At 54.0% G+C, this 17,340-nt stretch carries 13 protein-coding genes; 6 read left to right on the forward strand and 7 right to left on the reverse strand.

All coding sequences use genetic code 11. From position 1 onward, the window contains the following. Positions 1 to 8 precede the first annotated feature (8 nt). Together mepM and lpxM are read left to right on the forward strand one after the other, a co-directional pair. Positions 9 to 1,337 (forward strand): murein DD-endopeptidase MepM, encoded by a 1,329-nt coding sequence (gene mepM / locus N5923_RS17365; RefSeq protein ID WP_267145109.1) that lies wholly within the window; start codon positions 9 to 11, stop codon positions 1,335 to 1,337. 119 nt (positions 1,338 to 1,456) lie between these two features. Beyond that, positions 1,457 to 2,431 (forward strand): lauroyl-Kdo(2)-lipid IV(A) myristoyltransferase, encoded by a 975-nt coding sequence (gene lpxM, locus N5923_RS17370; protein WP_267145108.1) that lies wholly within the window; start codon positions 1,457 to 1,459, stop codon positions 2,429 to 2,431. A gap of 128 nt (positions 2,432 to 2,559) precedes the next feature. On the opposite strand, the gene N5923_RS17375 is transcribed toward lpxM, so the two are convergent. The 6 genes from N5923_RS17375 to N5923_RS17400 all read right to left on the reverse strand — a co-directional run bounded on the left by N5923_RS17375 (position 2,560) and on the right by N5923_RS17400 (position 12,078). Further along, entirely contained in the window at positions 2,560 to 3,792 is a 1,233-nt protein-coding gene (locus tag N5923_RS17375; protein ID WP_267145107.1) for an MFS transporter, read from the reverse strand. 86 nt (positions 3,793 to 3,878) lie between these two features. Next, entirely contained in the window at positions 3,879 to 6,254 is a 2,376-nt protein-coding gene (locus N5923_RS17380) for a GNAT family N-acetyltransferase (RefSeq protein WP_267145106.1), read from the reverse strand. Then, complete coding sequence (locus N5923_RS17385) at positions 6,244 to 7,548, reverse strand: lysine N(6)-hydroxylase/L-ornithine N(5)-oxygenase family protein (RefSeq protein ID WP_267145105.1); 1,305 nt, start codon at positions 7,546 to 7,548, stop codon at positions 6,244 to 6,246. The genes N5923_RS17380 and N5923_RS17385 overlap by 11 nt, the downstream gene beginning before the upstream one ends. 10 nt (positions 7,549 to 7,558) lie before the next feature. Continuing rightward, entirely contained in the window at positions 7,559 to 9,112 is a 1,554-nt protein-coding gene (locus N5923_RS17390; protein ID WP_267145104.1) for a pyridoxal phosphate-dependent decarboxylase family protein, read from the reverse strand. A gap of 453 nt (positions 9,113 to 9,565) precedes the next feature. Then, positions 9,566 to 11,008, reverse strand: coding sequence for a pyruvate kinase (gene pyk / locus N5923_RS17395; RefSeq protein ID WP_267145103.1), 1,443 nt, complete (start codon positions 11,006 to 11,008; stop codon positions 9,566 to 9,568). Positions 11,009 to 11,208: 200 nt separating this feature from the next. Further along, positions 11,209 to 12,078, reverse strand: a complete 870-nt coding sequence (locus N5923_RS17400) for a MurR/RpiR family transcriptional regulator (RefSeq protein ID WP_267145102.1) — start codon at positions 12,076 to 12,078, stop codon at positions 11,209 to 11,211. Between the two features lie 386 nt (positions 12,079 to 12,464). Here N5923_RS17400 and zwf point away from each other — a divergent pair, with 386 nt between their 5' ends. Both zwf and N5923_RS17410 read left to right on the forward strand, forming a co-directional pair. Next, on the forward strand, positions 12,465 to 13,940 hold the full coding sequence (gene zwf / locus N5923_RS17405; RefSeq protein ID WP_267145101.1) for a glucose-6-phosphate dehydrogenase: 1,476 nt from the start codon (positions 12,465 to 12,467) through the stop codon (positions 13,938 to 13,940). A 222-nt stretch (positions 13,941 to 14,162) separates the two neighbouring features. Continuing rightward, positions 14,163 to 14,801 (forward strand): bifunctional 4-hydroxy-2-oxoglutarate aldolase/2-dehydro-3-deoxy-phosphogluconate aldolase, encoded by a 639-nt coding sequence (locus N5923_RS17410; protein WP_267145100.1) that lies wholly within the window; start codon positions 14,163 to 14,165, stop codon positions 14,799 to 14,801. A gap of 44 nt (positions 14,802 to 14,845) precedes the next feature. On the opposite strand, the gene purT is transcribed toward N5923_RS17410, so the two are convergent. Continuing rightward, the gene (gene purT, locus N5923_RS17415; protein ID WP_267145099.1) at positions 14,846 to 16,024 is read right to left on the reverse strand and encodes a formate-dependent phosphoribosylglycinamide formyltransferase; all 1,179 of its coding nucleotides are present in this window, start codon (positions 16,022 to 16,024) and stop codon (positions 14,846 to 14,848) included. A gap of 138 nt (positions 16,025 to 16,162) precedes the next feature. Here purT and N5923_RS17420 point away from each other — a divergent pair, with 138 nt between their 5' ends. Both N5923_RS17420 and N5923_RS17425 read left to right on the forward strand, forming a co-directional pair. Continuing rightward, positions 16,163 to 16,510, forward strand: a complete 348-nt coding sequence (locus tag N5923_RS17420) for a YebG family protein (RefSeq protein ID WP_267145098.1) — start codon at positions 16,163 to 16,165, stop codon at positions 16,508 to 16,510. A 117-nt stretch (positions 16,511 to 16,627) separates the two neighbouring features. Then, on the forward strand, positions 16,628 to 17,287 hold the full coding sequence (locus N5923_RS17425; RefSeq protein ID WP_267145097.1) for a tellurite resistance TerB family protein: 660 nt from the start codon (positions 16,628 to 16,630) through the stop codon (positions 17,285 to 17,287). Positions 17,288 to 17,340 lie beyond the last annotated feature (53 nt).

Consider the following 17,340-nt stretch of genomic DNA (forward strand, 5'->3'; position numbering starts at 1 on the left):
AGTAAAAAGTGCAGCAGATAGCCCGCTCTGTCGCCATGGCGTTCAATAACTTACCGCGACCCCACCGTGTCATGCTGGGGTCGCTGACTGTCGTAACGCTGGCCGTCGCCGTCTGGCGGCCCTACGTTTATCACCCTGTTGATAGCGAAAACCCGATCGTTAAACATATCGAGCTGGATAAAAACGAGCTGCGTACCTTGTTGCCCGAAGCCAGTGAACCTATCGATCAGCCAACCCCTGCACCGGAAGAAGATATTCCGAAAGATGAAATCGATGAAGACGTGCCAAATGAAACCGGCACCCACGATTACACAGTATCGACTGGCGACACCTTAAGCAGCATCCTGAATCAGTATGGCATTGAGATGGCTGATATCAATCAGCTGGCGAAAGCCGATAAGGATCTGACTAACCTGAAGATCGGTCAGCAAATTTCCTGGACCCTGACCGATGATGGCCAGTTACAGCGCCTGACCTGGGAAATGTCGCGCCGTGAAACCCGTACTTACGATCGCTCCGGCAACGGTTTTAAAGCCTCCAGCGAGATGCAAAAGGGTGAATGGCAGAACAACGTATTGCGCGGTGAGCTGAGTGGCAGCTTTGCCGCCAGCGCCCAGCGCGCCGGATTGTCCAGCGGTGAAACCAGCGCGGTGATTAAAGCGCTGCAATGGCAGATGGACTTCCGCAAACTGCGTAAGGGCGATCAGTTCTCGGTGCTGATGTCGCGCGAAATGATGGATGGTAAAAGTGAGCAGAGCCAGCTGTTAGGCGTTCGTCTGCGCACCGGCGGCAAAGATTACTATGCGATCCGCGCCGAAGACGGCAAGTTCTACGATCGCAGCGGTTCCGGTCTGGCGCGCGGCTTTATGCGTTTCCCGACGGTGAAACAGTATCGTGTGTCTTCCAACTTCAATCCGCGTCGCCTGAATCCGGTTACCGGACGTATTGCGCCGCATAAAGGCGTCGACTTCGCTATTCCGGTCGGCACGCCTGTGCTGGCAGTGGGTGACGGTGAAGTGGTGGTTGCCAAACGTAGCGGCGGTGCCGGTAACTATGTGGCGATTCGTCACGGTCGTCAGTATATGACACGCTACATGCACCTGAAAAAACTGCTGGTGAAGCCCGGCGAGAAGGTGAAGCGCGGCGATCGTATCGCATTGTCCGGCAATACCGGCCGCTCAACCGGTCCGCATCTGCATTATGAAATCTGGATTAACAATCAGGCAGTGAATCCATTAAACGCTAAACTGCCGCGTTCTGAAGGACTGGCAGGCAGCGATCGCAAAGATTATCTGGCGCAGGTCAGAGAAGTGACCCCGCAGCTCAGCTTTAATTAAGCTGGCAGCAACGAAAAACCGACCGGGAAACCGGCCGGTTTTTTTTATGCATGATGCACAATGATTGCAAATTTGTCCGTCAGCACTATCATTAGCCGGTTATTGTTTGAGGCGAGTGCATGGAAAACCATAAAAAAAGTAATAGTGAATTTATTCCCGTCTTTCAAAAGGCTTTCCTGAAACCTAAATTCTGGGGCGCGTGGTTAGGGATTGGTGCCTGTGCAGGCATCGCGCTGCTACCGGCACGCGTGCGTGATCCGATGCTGGGCGCGCTGGGACGTACTGCCGGTAAATTTGCCCGTAGCGCGCGGCGCAGGGCGCAGATCAATCTCCATTACTGCATGCCTGAACTGTCCGAAGCACAGCGTGAAGCGATCATCGATGAGATGTTTGCTGTCGCGCCGCAGTCGATGGCGATGGTGGCTGAGCTGGCGTTACGTAAGCCGGAAAAAATGCGCGATCGCATTGTCTGGCATGGGCGCGAAATTATGGATGAGCTGCGCGACAGCGGGCAGAATGTGATTTTCATGGTGCCGCACGGCTGGGCAATTGATATCCCGGCGATGCTGATGGCTTCTGAAGGACTGAAAATTGCCGGCATGTTCCATCATCAGCGTAATGAGCTGGTGGACTATATGTGGAACATTATGCGCCGTCGCTACGGTGGTCGCCTGCATGCGCGTGATGATGGCATCAAGCCGTTTATCAGCTCGGTGCGTCAGGGCTACTGGGGTTACTATCTGCCGGATGAAGATCATGGCCCTGAGCAGAGCGAATTTGTCGATTTCTTTGCCACCTATAAAGCCACGTTACCGGCGATTGGCCGTCTGATGAAGGTATGCCGCGCCAAAGTGGTGCCGCTGTTCCCGACCTACGACAATAAGACCCATCAGCTGCATATGCATATTCGTCCGCCGATGGACGATCTGCTTGATGCTGATGATGTCACGCTGGCGCGTCGGATGAACGAAGAAGTGGAAATTTTTGTCCGGCCGAATCCTGAGCAGTACACCTGGATCCTGAAGCTGCTGAAAACGCGTAAAGAGGGTGAAGCCGAACCTTATCAGCGTGACGATCTCTATCCGAAGAAATAATATGAACGGGAGCCGATAACGGCTCCCCTACGCCTTTCCAGATACTCTTTCGTAGGGGCGGCGTTATCGCCGCCCGTCCTGATGATTTCCGCGATATGTAATGACGGCGTTATCGCCGCCCGCTATGGTTAAATCGCTTTAATCGCCGTACGCCGTTTCCGCTCGCGTAAAAAGCCCCGCACCAGCAGCAGCCAGAGAATGCCACAAATCGTATTGACCAGGCTAAACAGCAGATTGCCGCCAGCAAAATAAGCATATTTGGCCGCCTCAATACCGACCGCAAATACCGCAATACTGAACATCCCGACCATCGCCGCCACGCTGCCTTTTCCGGCCTCGCTGGCAAACATCGTCAGACGATAAAGGCCGGCATTAACCAGCCCGGCGCCAAACGCGTAGAGACTCAGCCCGGCGATCAGCCACCAGTAGTTATGGTTATCGACCAGCGTACTGACCAGCGCCACCAGCAGACCAAGCATAATCGGCCACGCACCGAGCCGCAGCGGTTGTTCAATCGGCAGACGTCCCGCCAGTTTACCGAGTGTCAGATTGCCCACCACCATCGCCAGGAAGATTGGCAGCTGCAGCAGGGCATAGGTCATGCGCGTTAAACCAGCATCATGGATCAGAATCACCGGCGACAGCGCGACCCACGCCAGCATCGGAGTGATGACCAGGCCAATCGCCAGTGAACCGCTCATCACCTGACGATCTTTGACCAGCGCCAGATAACCGCTGCCCATCGATTTCAGCGAAATGGAGTGGTTTCTGTCGCCAGCTGTTTCCGGCATGGCGCGCCATAAGCCAATAAAGGCAAGAGCGCTGACCACGGCAAACAGATAGAACATATTGCGCCAGCCGCTAAAACCAAGGAATGCGGCGCCCGCCACCGGTCCGAGGATGGGGGCCAGCAACGCGACATTGGCCATCAGCGCGGCAATGCGCACGCTCAGTGTTTCATCAAAGGCTTCCTGCACCGCCGCATAGCCCACCGCGCCGATAAAACAGAGGCTGATGCCTTGCAAAAAGCGCAGCGCGATAAACTGCTCAATACTGCTCACCCAGTGCATCACCACGCAGCAGAGGGCAAAGAAAGCGACACCGACCAGCATCACCGGACGGCGGCCATATTTATCGGACAGCGGCCCCAGCAGCCACTGCAACACAATGCCGCCGATCAGATAGCCGGTCAGCGAAGCAGACACCCATTCGGGCCCGACGCGAAACTCTTCGGTAACCAGCAACATACCCGGCTGGATCATATCGTGGGCGATATAGGTCGCGAACTCGAACAGCACCAGTGAGAGGGGAAAAATCAGGTGACGAAAAGTAAGATTCGACACCGGGGTATACGACGCCATCCAGGCTCCTTGTTTCCAGTAACGTAAAACGCGATCGCCAGTGCGATCGCGTTCAGAGTAAAGCCTTGATACTGCGCTTTAATAAATCAGCGCGTATGGGCAAATGCAGCAATAGGGTTGATCAGAGTACCGGCAAACTTCAGGTTTTCCGCCGGATCCGCCAGGTTAATCATCTGCTGATTATTAGCCAGTTGCAGACGGTTGAGACATGAACGCTGGAATTCCGGCATAAACAGGTCATAACGGGCAAACTTACTGTTCAGCTGTGGATGCGCCTGCTGATACTCCTTTACGCAATCCGCCACGCAGCGCCAGAACACCTCTTGCGGCAGGGTATTATCCTGCGCCAGAATAGCGCTGATAAAGCGGAAAATACAGTCGAATACATCGGTGAACACCGACAGCAGCTTCAGGTGTTCCGGCACGTCCACCGCCAGGCGCTGTGCTTTCTCCGGCAGTACCGCATCCGGGTTCAGCACCGCAATCTCTTCACCGATATCTTTCATATATGCGCTGACCGGCAGGTTATTCTCCAGCAGTAAAATCAGGTTTTCGCCGTGCGGCATAAACACCAGATCGTGCTGATAGAAACAGTGTAGCAGCGGACTTAAATAGCAGCGCAGATAAGCGGTCACCCATTGCCCGGCACTGACGCCGGAATCGGCAATCAGCGCAGGCAATAGCGGTTGCTGCTGATGATCGACATGCAGCAGTGACGCCATGGTCATCAGACGCTGATTCGGTTGCAGATCAACCACCGGGTTGTCGCGCCATAACGCAGCAAACATCTTTTTATAGGCGGAGTCACCGCTGATCGCCTGCTCATAGTAGCGATTGTGATAGCCGATAGCCGCCACTTCGCGCAGGATGCGGAAATCGCACTTTTGCAGCCAGCTGTCATTTTTCACCAGACCTTCCAGCCACTGATTTACTGCTGGCGTGGTCGCCATATAGTAAGGCGACAGGCCGCGCATAAAGCCCATATTCAGCACCGACAACGCGGTTTTGACATAGCGCTTATTCGGCTGGCTGCGGTTAAAGAAGGTACGAATCGACTGCTGCGCCTGATACTGATCGTCACCGCTACCAAGATAAACAATATCGCGTGCGGCAATATCCGGCGCAAAGACCGTTAGCAGCTTATTCTGCCACTGCCATGGATGCACCGGCATAAACAGATAGTCTGCGCGTGCTACCCCCAGCGTATCCAGATGCGCGTTAAATTGCGCCACTGTCGCTTCGCCCAGCTCGTCACGCATTACCTGCTCATAGCTCAGCTGATCAATACTGGAGAAGTGTGCATTACGCTGGTGCACTGCCACCCACACCAGATTGACTGGCGTCGCGGCTTCGGGAGCGTATGCCAGATAATCGCGCGCATCAAAACCGATCCGGCCATTGTTGGCAACAAAGCAGGGATGGCCTTCGGTCATCGCCGCTTCCACCGTCTGGAAATCGGCGCGGGTCAGCGCAGCGCTGTCCGGCACATTGTTCTGCAATTTAAATACGCTGCTGCACAGAGTGCTGGTGATCTCTTCCATATAGGTCGCCAGCATAGTGGGCGGAATACCAATCTGCTGGTTAAACTCGACGATAAAACTCAGCGCATCCAGCTTTAGCGGTTCGCCATTCTGATGTTTACGCAGCGAATCAGGATCGACCGCCCAGTGATCCAGCGCCAGACGCGCAGCGCTGAAGCGGTATTCAGCTTCACTGCCCGGCACGGCCAGACTGTAGCTGTCCCATTTATCGCCGGAGGCCAGTTTTTTCGGTTCAATCAGCATTTCATGAGCGAATTCAGAAATGGCTTTGCGGATCAGCATGCGGTTGGCCTGTTCCCAGTGGTTACTGGCAAGATGGCTACCGTTCGAGAGCGTTGAGGTGTTGGTCATATTCAGGGTTTCCTGCAATAAAGCTTTTTGATAGTCGTCTCGCTGACAGAAAGCCAGCCAGGCGGTTTTGTGTCCCATATCGATGGTGCGCTGATAGCAGAAACCGGCGCGCTTATTCAGCGGGTGGATCTTGTGATTGCGCACATCCGGTTCCACCACCACGCGCGCTACCTGCGGCAGGCTGAACATGTAATCCATTACCGTGCTGAACACTTGCCAGCTAAACTGGCGAATCGGTTTCTCCGCCGGGGCAATCAGAATATGCATGCCGTAATCGTCGTCGCGTGCCGGATAGAACTCGCCAATCTGATCCTGCTGCGCCTGATAGAACTCCATCAGGAATACCGGCTGCTGATTGCAACAGCCGATAAGCGCCGCATTGGGGTTATCACGTGTCAGATCGCGATAGAAGCTGGCGACCTTGTCGAATGAGTCGTCCTGCATGCCCCAGAAGCGGGCGTAATCCTGCGTCACCCAACGGTAAACCAGTTCGGCGTCTTCGGGCTGCATCGGGCGCAGGGTGAATTCACCCGCGCTGCGCGCGCAGCTGTAAAGGGGACTAGTGCTCATTTTTAACCTCCGACTGCGCCGGGAAGGTCTGGAAGGCAATCTGCCGTTCCACCGGGTAGACTTCGCGCCCGACCAGTTCGCGGATCAGCACTGAGTTGCGATAACAGGCCATACCTAAGTCCGGGGTGACAAAACCATGGGTATGCAGCTCGGCATTCTGCACAAAGATCTGGTTGTGCTGATCGATACTGTAGTTACGCTGCACGTCATAACGGCCTTTATCATCCCAGCGCAGACGGTCGGCAATCCCTTCGACAAACATTGGTGGCTGATACTGATAACCCGTCGCCATAACTACCCCTTCACTGCGGCGGATATAGTGCTGGTCCTGCTCCTGCTGGTGAAGCGACAGTTCAAATTCACCCTCAGGCAGCCAGCGCATATCGGTCAGTTCGGAATGGGTAAACAGATTGACGTCCAGATCGCCATCCAGCTGTTTGACATACAGCAGGTCATAGATGTCGTTGATCAGGCTGCCGTTAATCCCTTTATACAGATTCTTGTGTCTGGCATTCAGCTCATCGCGCTTGCTGGCGGGCAGCGCGTGGAAGTAGTCAATCCACTCCGGCGAGGTCATCTCCAGCGTCAGCTTGGTGTACTCCAGCGGATAGTAACGCGGAGCGCGTGTCACCCAGTTGAGCTGATAGTGATGGCGATCAATATCGCCCAGCAGATCGTAGAAAATCTCTGCCGCGCTCTGACCGCTGCCGAGTACGGTGATCGATTTTTTCTGCTGCAGTGCCGGCTTATCCACCAGATAGTGGCTGGAGTGGGTCAGACGCTGGCGATGCGGACGGCTGCACGGCGGCATCCACGCCGATGGCCCGGTGCCAAGCACCAGTTTACGTGCCAGCCAGCTCTGTGTTTCACCGGTCAGCGTGGAGCTGCTGCGTACCCGGTAGCACTGCAAGGCGTCGTCATAGCTGACATACTCCACCCGCGTATTCCAGTGCAGATTGTTCAGCTGCGCGCTGGCCCACTGGCAATACTGGTTGTACTCCTTGCGCATCAGAAAGAAGTCTTCGCGGATATAAAAGCGATACAGCTTGCCGGTCTGCTTCATATAGTTGAGCAGGCTAAAGCGGCTGGTCGGGTCCGCGAGCGTCACCAGATCGGCCATAAACGGTGTTTGCAGATGGGCGCTCTCCAGCATCATACCGGTGTGCCAGTCAAAGCCTGGATTCTGGTCGAGAAATACGCCGTTAAGCTCGTCAATCGGATCGGTCAGACAAGCCAGACTGAGATTAAACGGGCCGACGCCGATGGCGATAAAATCATAAACAGGACTATTCATCGTTATGCTCTCACTGATTGGCGGCATTGATATTCTGACTTCGCGCCAGCTCGTGACCGTAATGGGCGATCAGGGCAATAATGTCTTCCAGATCGGCGCTGGTCGCTGCCGGGTTTAGCAGGGTGAATTTCAGATACTGACGGCCATCCACTTTGGTGCCGGCAACCACTGCGTTACCTGAACGGAACAGCGCTTTGCGGATCTGCGCGTTTACTTCGTCGACGGCAGCGTCACTCATGCCGGGGCGTGGGATATAGCGGAAAATCTGGGTGGTCAGTTCTGGCTGATGCAGCACCTCAATCGCCGGATGCGCCGCCAGCAGCTGGTGGGCGTGACGCGTCAGCGCCAGCAGGCTGTCAAAGGCATTGCCCAGCGCTTCCGGCCCCATAATGCGCAGCGTCATCCACATCTTCAGCGCGTCAAAACGGCGGGTGGTCTGAATGCTTTTGCTCACCAGGTTTGGCGTGCCTTCCTGCTGCGCACTTAGCGGGTTGAGATAATCTGCATGCACCGTGACATGACTGAGATGCTGGCGGTCACGCACAAAGAAGGCGCCGCAGCTGACGGTCTGGAAGAATGACTTGTGATAGTCGACGGTAACCGAATCGGCCTGTTCGATACCCTGCAGGCGCTGACGATGCTGCGGTGAAACCAGCAGCCCGCAACCATAGGCAGCATCGACATGCATCCACAGGCCATAGTGCTGGCAAATGGTCGCCACTGAACTCAGCGGATCAATGCTGCCGAAATCGGTGGTGCCGCTGGTGGCGACCACCGCAATCGGAATCAGACCTTCCTGCTGGCAGCGCTGGATCTCCTGCTCCAGCAGCGCGGCGTCCATGCGGTAGTGTTCATCGTGGTCGATGGCGATCACCGCGTCATATCCGAGTCCGAGGATCGCGGTCGATTTCTGAATACTGAAATGGCTGAGTTTCGAGGTGAAAATACGCCATTTGCTGGCTTCCGGCGGCAATCCTTTCTGCTTGATCAGATGACCCGGGCGATGGCGGGTGCACCAGCTGTCGCGCGCCAGCAGCATCGCCATCAGATTGGACTGGGTACCGCCGCTGGTAAAAATACCATCCGCGCTGGCGGGCAGGCCAATACGGCTCAGCGTCCAGTCAATCACCTTCTGCTCAATCAGCGTGCCGCCGGCGCTCTGATCCCAGGTGTCCACCGAACTGTTAACTGCACTCATAATCTGCTCGGCGAGCAAGGACGGCAGCACCACCGGGCAGTTGAGATGGGCGATATATTTTGGATGGTGGAAGTAAACCGCATCACGCAAATAAAGTTGTGACAGTTCATCCAGCGCCGCCTGATTATCCAGCAGCGGAACATTGAGATCGACAGCATTAAAGGCCGGAGCAAGCTCATGCGGGAGAATACCGCTAAAAGGTTTTTCGACCTGCCGGATGGTGTTGTTAATTAATTCCAGCGCCGTCAGTGTTTGTTGTGAATAAGCGTCGAGCTGGGCGGCGTTAAACAGCAATTCAGCTGCAGCCTCCCCGGGCTGTGGTTGAATCTGAGTGGCAGCGCGTGCCGTTTGCGAACCAAAGACCATACCCTGTACCTTTTTTTGGACGTAAGAAACCCCGCCGCCATAACAAAATGACAGCCGTGACCCTGCAAAATCTGTGGACATATGTTAAGAATGATTAAAGATTGTCTGGAGTTGCCTGTGATTCAGTAAATATCGCGATAACTGAGATAGTTAGCTTAAACAGGCAATAAACCCTCATTTAATAGTGTTAAATCACAATTTGTAACATGCTTGTTGCGATTATTGACGTTAATGAGATTATAAATAGGAATCATTAGCATTCAATAAGTTTATTCTTACAGGTTAAATATAAGTATAATTGATGTAGGAAGTGTGATCTGGATCACGTTATCAGTTGTGAATAAACAGAGTGATTATCAGGTTAATCAGGGGTTTTAGTATGGCAGAAGGGAAGGGCAGAAAAGATTCCGGGCCACGCTGGCTGGCGCAGCCCGGAACTGAAACCGACTGGAATTATTCGACGCGCAGTACGCGACTGGTATTGGTAGTGCCGACGGTGCTCATCACGTCACCCTGGGTAACGATAACTAAATCACCTGACACCAGAAAGCCTTTGTCGCGCAGCAGATTAATTGCATCGTTAGCAGCCACGACACCTTCATTGTTGCTGTCGAAGTAAACCGGGGTGACCCCACGATACAGCGCAGTCAGATTCAGCGTGCGCTGGTGACGCGACATGGCGAAAATCGGCAGGCCGGACGTGATACGTGAAGTCATCAACGCGGTGCGACCGGATTCGGTCATGGTGATAATGGCGCTAACGCCCTGCAGATGGTTGGCGGCGTACATCGCCGACATCGCAATCGCTTCTTCGATATTGTCGAACTGTACTTCAAGACGATGTTTGGACACGTTAATGCTTGGGATTTTCTCTGCGCCCAGACAGACTTTCGCCATCGCAGACACGGTTTCCGCCGGATACTGGCCCGCTGCGGTTTCTGCCGACAGCATCACTGCATCGGTGCCGTCGAGGACTGCGTTCGCCACATCCATCACTTCCGCACGTGTAGGCATCGGATTAGTGATCATCGATTCCATCATCTGGGTAGCGGTGATCACCGAGCGGTTAAGCTGACGCGCGCGACGAATCAGCGCTTTCTGGATGCCGACCAGTTCAGGATCGCCAATTTCGACGCCGAGGTCGCCACGCGCTACCATCACCACGTCGGAGGCGAGGATAATATCATCCATCGCTTCCTGCGAGGCGACCGCTTCTGCACGCTCAACTTTGGAAACGATCATTGCATCGCAACCGGCTTCGCGCGCCAGACGACGGGCATAATGCAGATCTTCACCGCAACGTGGGAAAGAGACTGCCAGATAATCGACGCCGATTTTCGCCGCGGTCAGGATATCGGCTTTATCTTTTTCGGTCAGTGCTTCAGCAGAAAGACCGCCGCCGAGTTTGTTAATCCCTTTATTATTGGAAAGGGGGCCGCCGACGGTGACTTCGGTAAACACTTTCATGCCCTGAACTTCCAGCACTTTCAGCTGCACACGGCCATCATCCAGCAACAGCACGTCGCCCGGCACCACATCTTCCGGCAGGCCTTTGTAGTCGATGCCGACTTTCTCTTTATCGCCTTCACCTTTACTCAGATTGGCATCCAGCAGAAAGCGGTCGCCCTGATTAAGGAACACTTTGCCTTCTTTAAAGGTCGATACGCGGATTTTCGGACCTTGCAGATCGCCAAGGATCGCCACATGACGGCCCAGTTTTGCGGCAATTTCACGGACTTTGTCGGCACGTAGCTGGTGATCTTCCGGCGTACCGTGTGAGAAGTTAAGACGAACAACGTTAGCGCCAGCAGCGATGATTTTTTCAAGGTTATTATCGCGATCGGTTGCCGGACCCAAAGTAGTTACAATCTTGGTTCTTCTGAGACGTCTTGACATGTAGGACTCCGTTGACTTTAACGTGGTGTTGCCATTGCAATCACACCAGATTCTTTTTATGCCCCTGGGAGCACTGGCTGCAGCGGATCTGCCCTGGTACTGCCGTGCTGCAAGCCTGACTACAATGGCTAAATTTTATATAACATTTATATAACAAATCGCTGTTGCATGCGACCTGATTTCATGGCGACTACTGCACGCTATCGCGGAAAGAGAGAGTTCGTCGCATCCTTATCTAAACGCGATTCTTTTAAACCTTCTTTGACGCGCTTCAGGTTATCTCTGAATTTTGGTCCGCGACGTAAGGTAAAACCGGTGGCCAGTACATCAATCAGGGTTAATTGCGCCAGACGCGACACCATTGGCATATAAATGTCAGTGTCTTCCGGCACATCCAGCGTCAGCGCCAGGGTGGCCTCCAGCGCCAGCGGCGAGTGCGGCGAGGTAATCGCCAGCACCGTGGCGTCATTTTCCCGTGCAAGCTGCGCCAGTTCGACTAAATTTTTGGTGCGGCCCGTATGAGAAATCAGCACCATTACGTCACCTTCTGCGCTGTTCATGCAACTCATGCGCTGCATCACAATATCATCGGAATAGATAACGGGAACATTGAAGCGGAAAAATTTATTCATCGCGTCATGCGCTACCGCGGCCGATGCGCCTAAACCGAAAAAGGCAATCTTCTTCGCCTGCGTCAGCATATCGACAGCGCGGTTGATGGCATTGATATCCAGATGCTGGCGTACCTGATCAAGACCGGCCATCGCTGATTCAAAGATTTTCGCGGTATAGGATTCGGCGCTGTCATCTTCAGCGACATGACGGCTGACCCAGGGGGTGCCGGTAGCCAGACTTTGCGCCAGTTGTAGTTTAAAATCGGGGAAACCTTTAGTTTCCATACGATGGCAAAAGCGGTTAACCGTCGGTTCGCTCACCTCTGCGGCGCGTGCCAGCAGGGCAATACTGGAGTGAATGGCGCTGTGTGGCGCCGCAAGGATCACCTCAGCGACTTTGCGCTCAGATTTGCTAAGTTGTTCGAGGAAAGTGTGAATTTTTTCCAGCATATTCATAGGCTGATGACCACTCATCAATTCTGACGATTTCATTCAAAGGAGAAATCGATGTCGATTTGTAGAGAATATACAATGCCGTAGCAGACGACGGGCAGAGCCATCCGGCCGAAACTGACATTTTTTGCCAGAATTTGAACTGTGTCTGATTTTCATTACTGTAAAACAGTAACAAAAAAGTCGGAAAATTACGCACAAACTGACGTACTTGTTGATTATAACAGCCGTTAAATTGAATAGCGGTAAATACATTGCTCTGGCAGACGCTGCACCGGTTTACGTGCAATAGCCAAAAGAAGTACATTGTATTGAAAGAAAATTACAATAAGAATCTGACTGATTACGGAACCCGCAGGTCAGATTCATCCTGCAACGAGGAGATTAAAATGGCGGTAACACAAACAGCCCAGGCGTGCGATCTGGTTATTTTCGGTGCCAAGGGCGATCTTGCACGCCGGAAACTGTTGCCTTCCCTGTACCAGCTGGAAAAAGCCGGACAGATTCATGAAGAGTCGCGCATTATTGGCGTTGGACGCGCTGACTGGGATAAAGCTGCCTATACCAAGGTGATTCGTGAAGCGCTGGAAACCTTCATGAAAGAGAAAATCGATGAAGCGCTGTGGGACAAACTGAGCAGCCGTCTCGATTTCTGTAACCTTGATGTTAATGATTCCTCGCACTTCCCGAAACTGGGCAAGATGCTGGATCAGAAAAATCGCGTCACCATCAATTACTTCGCCATGCCGCCAAGTACTTTCGGCGCGATCTGTAAAGGTCTCGGTCAGGCGAAGCTTAACGCCATGCCGGCGCGCGTGGTGATGGAAAAACCGCTGGGTACTTCACTGGCGACTTCACGCGAAATCAACGACCAGGTCGGTGAGTATTTCGAAGAGTCGCAGGTGTTCCGTATTGACCACTACCTCGGTAAAGAGACGGTACTGAACCTGCTGGCGCTGCGTTTCGCTAACTCTCTGTTCGCCTCTAACTGGGATAACCGCACTATCGACCACGTGCAGATCACCGTGGCGGAAGAAGTGGGTATCGAAGGCCGTTGGGGTTACTTCGATCAGGCCGGTCAGATGCGCGATATGATTCAGAACCATCTGTTGCAGGTTCTGACCATGATTGCCATGTCGCCCCCGGCCGATCTCTCTGCTGACCGTATTCGCGATGAGAAAGTAAAAGTATTGCGCTCGCTGCGCCGTATCGATCACAGCAATGTGCGTGATAAAACCGTGCGCGGTCAGTACACCGCCGGTTTTGTGCAGGGCAAAAAAGTGCCTGGCTATCTGGAAGAAGAGGGCGCCAATAAATCCAGTAATACCGAATCCTTTGTCTCGATTCGGGTGGATATCGATGACTGGCGCTGGGCTGGCGTGCCGTTCTACCTGCGTACCGGTAAACGTCTGCCAACCAAATGCTCGGAAGTGGTGGTGTACTTTAAGAACCCGGCGCTGAATCTGTTTAAAGAGTCCTGGCAGGAGCTGCCGCAGAACAAACTGACTATCCGTCTGCAGCCTGACGAAGGCGTGGATATTCAGATTCTGAATAAAGTGCCAGGTCTGGATCATAAACATAATCTGCAGACCACCAAGCTGGATCTGAGCTACTCCGAAACCTTTAACCAGTCGCACCTGGCCGATGCTTACGAGCGTTTGCTGCTGGAGTCGATGCGCGGCATCCAGGCGCTGTTTGTGCGTCGTGATGAAGTAGAAGAAGCCTGGAAGTGGGTCGACTCAATTATGGAGGCATGGGCTGCGGATAACGAAGCGCCTAAGCCTTATCAGGCTGGTACCTGGGGCCCGGTGGCTTCCGTGGCGATGATTACCCGTGATGGTCGTTCCTGGAACGAATTCGAGTAATTATTCAGGTAAATCAAACCCGCTGATGGCGGGTTTTTTTTGGCCTCTGCACGCCACGGGTAAAAATGAACCACGGTTTTAAAAATTGCGTTAGCGCATGGACGCTGTGCAGCGAAATCATGTATGGTAGATGCGCTATGACTTTCCTGACGCCGGATGCGCGTCACTTTTGCCAGCTACAGCCACCGTAATGCTGAGCGGCCCGACGGGAGATAGAGAGTGATGAAGAACTGGAAAACGAGTGCTGAACAGATTTTGACAACCGGGCCTGTAGTGCCGGTGATTGTGGTCAATAAACTGGAGCATGCGGTTCCGATGGCGAAGGCGCTGGTTGCCGGCGGGGTGCGCGTTCTGGAAGTGACACTGCGTACGCCAGTGGCGATGGATGCGTTGCGCGCAATTATTAAAGAAGTGCCGGAAGCGATTGTTGGCGCCGGTACGGTGCTGAATACCCAGCAACTGGCGGAAGTGACTGAAGCTGGTGCGAAATTTGCCATCAGTCCGGGTCTGACCGAATCGCTGCTGAAGGCGGCGGTGGAAGGGTCGATTCCGTTAATTCCGGGGATCAGCACAGTGTCCGAACTGATGCTTGGCATGCAGTATGGCCTGCGTGAGTTTAAATTCTTCCCGGCGGAAGCCAACGGCGGCGTTAAGGCCCTGCAGGCGATTGGCGGACCTTTCCCGCAGGTGCGTTTCTGCCCAACCGGTGGAATTTCACTGAGCAACTATCGTGATTATCTGGCGCTGAAAAGCGTGCTGTGTATTGGCGGTTCGTGGCTGGTGCCAGCGGATGCGCTGGAAGCGGGCGATTATGCGCGGATTACTGAACTGGCGCGGGAAGCGGTGGCTGGCGCACGTTAATATCGGTCATATTCCAGGGGAGCCGTTACCGGCTCCCCTTATTTTTAACCGCTAACCTTCACCCCGGCAGCACAGGTGATAGCGCGTGCTACGGCATCATCAATGCTGTCGCCGGTTGCCAGCGCCACACCTAAACGGCGCTGACCGCGGATCTCCGGCTTGCCAAACAGACGCAGTTGCAGACCGGCGCCCAGCACCGCAGGCACTCCACTAAACTGCACATTATCGCTGTCCAGCTTTGGCAGGATCACCGCTGAAGCCGCCGGACCGTACTGACGGATGTCACCTACCGGCAGGCCGAGGAAGGCGCGCACATGCAGGGCAAACTCAGACAGATCCTGTGAAATCAGCGTCACCATACCGGTATCGTGTGGACGCGGTGACACTTCACTAAACACTACCTCATCGCCGCAGACAAACAGTTCAACGCCAAACAGGCCGTGGCCACCGAGCGCAGTCACCACTTTGCGGGCGATCTCTTCGGCACGTTGCAGCGCCAGATCGCTCATCTGCTGTGGCTGCCATGATTCGCGATAGTCGCCATCTTCCTGACGATGACCAATTGGCGCGCAGAAGTGAACGCCATCGACGGCGCTGATGGTCAGCAGGGTAATTTCGAAATCAAAGTTAACCACGCCTTCAACGATCACCCGACCGGCACCGGCGCGTCCGCCTTGCTGCGCATAGTCCCATGCATGTTCCAGCTGTGAGGCTTCACGAATAAAGCTCTGTCCTTTACCGGATGAACTCATCACCGGCTTAGCGATGCATGGGAAACCAATTTCATCGGCGGCTTGCAGAAAGGCTTCTTTACTGTCGGCAAACTGGTAGCTGGAGGTTGGCAGCGCCAGCTCTTCCGCCGCCAGACGACGAATACCTTCACGGTTCATGGTCAGACGCGCAGCCCGGGCGGTGGGCACCACGCGCTGACCCTGTTTTTCCAGCTCGATCAGCATATCAGTGGCAATCGCTTCGATTTCCGGCACGATATAGTCAGGGCGCTCTTGCGCAACCAGCGCCTTCAGCGCTTCGCCATCCAGCATATTAATCACATGGCTGCGATGCGCGACGTGCATTGCCGGAGCATCGGCATAGCGATCAACGGCAATTACTTCAACGCCTAAACGCTGGCATTCAATCGCCACTTCTTTACCCAGTTCACCTGAACCTAAAAGCATCACGCGAGTTGCGGCAGGGCGCAGCGCGGTTCCAAGAGTCGACATAATTTCTACCTGACAGAGTTGAAAAATTCGCGCGCAGTATAAACGAAAACGATTGCGCAGACATCTGCTTTGCCCGCTTGCTTACAAAAAAAGCGGCTGATATACTGGATATAAACACAGTTAGCTGAGGCAAAAATAATGGCCGTTGAAGTAAAATATGTCGTTGTCAGAAAAGGTGAGGAAAAGATGACGTTTGCCAGCAAAAAAGAAGCGGATGCGTATGACAAGATGCTTGATATGGCGGAAGTCTTCTCCGACTGGCTGGTCACCAGCAATACCGGGTTGGAAGAGCATCAGTTCGAAGCGCTGGGCATGTATCTTGCTGAAAACAAAGATGCGGTGCAGCATATCCTGCGCACCAGCAAAATGCCGGAAGCGACATCTGATGATGCCAGCGTTGCCGACAACAGCGCAGCAGCAGATGAAAGCGCTGCTGACAGCGAGCAGGGCAAAAGCAAGCCGGTACGCGCAGTAAAAGCGGCCTGATGCTGCCTGACGGGCTACCAGCGGTAGCCCAATGTTTTCCCGTCTTTTCTTCTCCTTACGCTTCTTGACGCCCATTCCTCTACTCTGAAACTCATCGCATTTTTTGAAGGAAAAGAGATGAGTAACTGGCTACAGCAAATTCAATCCGTATTAGGCAGCAGCAAAAGCAGCGCAGGCAAGGGTGGCAGTGAAGGCCTGAGCAAGATGCTGGCACCCGGCGCGCTCGGTGGTCTGGCGGGGTTACTGATTGCCAATAAATCATCACGCAGCCTGCTGACTAAGTTCGGTAAAAATGCCCTGATTATCGGTGGCGGGGCAGTTGCAGGCACCGTGCTGTGGAATAAGTACAAGCAGCGCGTCAGCGAAAGCCACAGCAATGAGCCGCAGTTCGGCCAGAGTGAAAGCCCGGTGGATGCACGTGCCGCGCGCTTACTGACCGCGCTGGTGTTTGCCGCCAAAAGCGACGGCCATATTGACGGTGAAGAGCGAAAGTCGATTGAGCAGAATGTCCACCAGCTGGGCCTTGGCGCGCAGGGCGAAAAGCTGATCCAGCAGGCGATTGATCAACCGCTGGATCCACAGCTGCTGGCCCGCGATATTAAAAATGAAGAAGAGGCGCTGGAACTTTACTTCCTGAGTAATGCGGTGATTGATGTCGACCACTTTATGGAGCGCAGCTATCTGCAGGCGCTGGGCGACGCGCTGAAAATTCCTCAGGATGTGCGTGATGGCATTGAAAGTGATATCCGCGAAGAGAAGAAAAAGCTAACCGCATAAATAACCGGGCCGGCGCAAGCTGGCTCAGTACCCGCCTCTCTGTGGTTTTCTTA

The organism is Winslowiella arboricola (genome assembly GCF_025527015.1).
GTDB lineage: Bacteria > Pseudomonadota > Gammaproteobacteria > Enterobacterales > Enterobacteriaceae > Erwinia > Erwinia arboricola.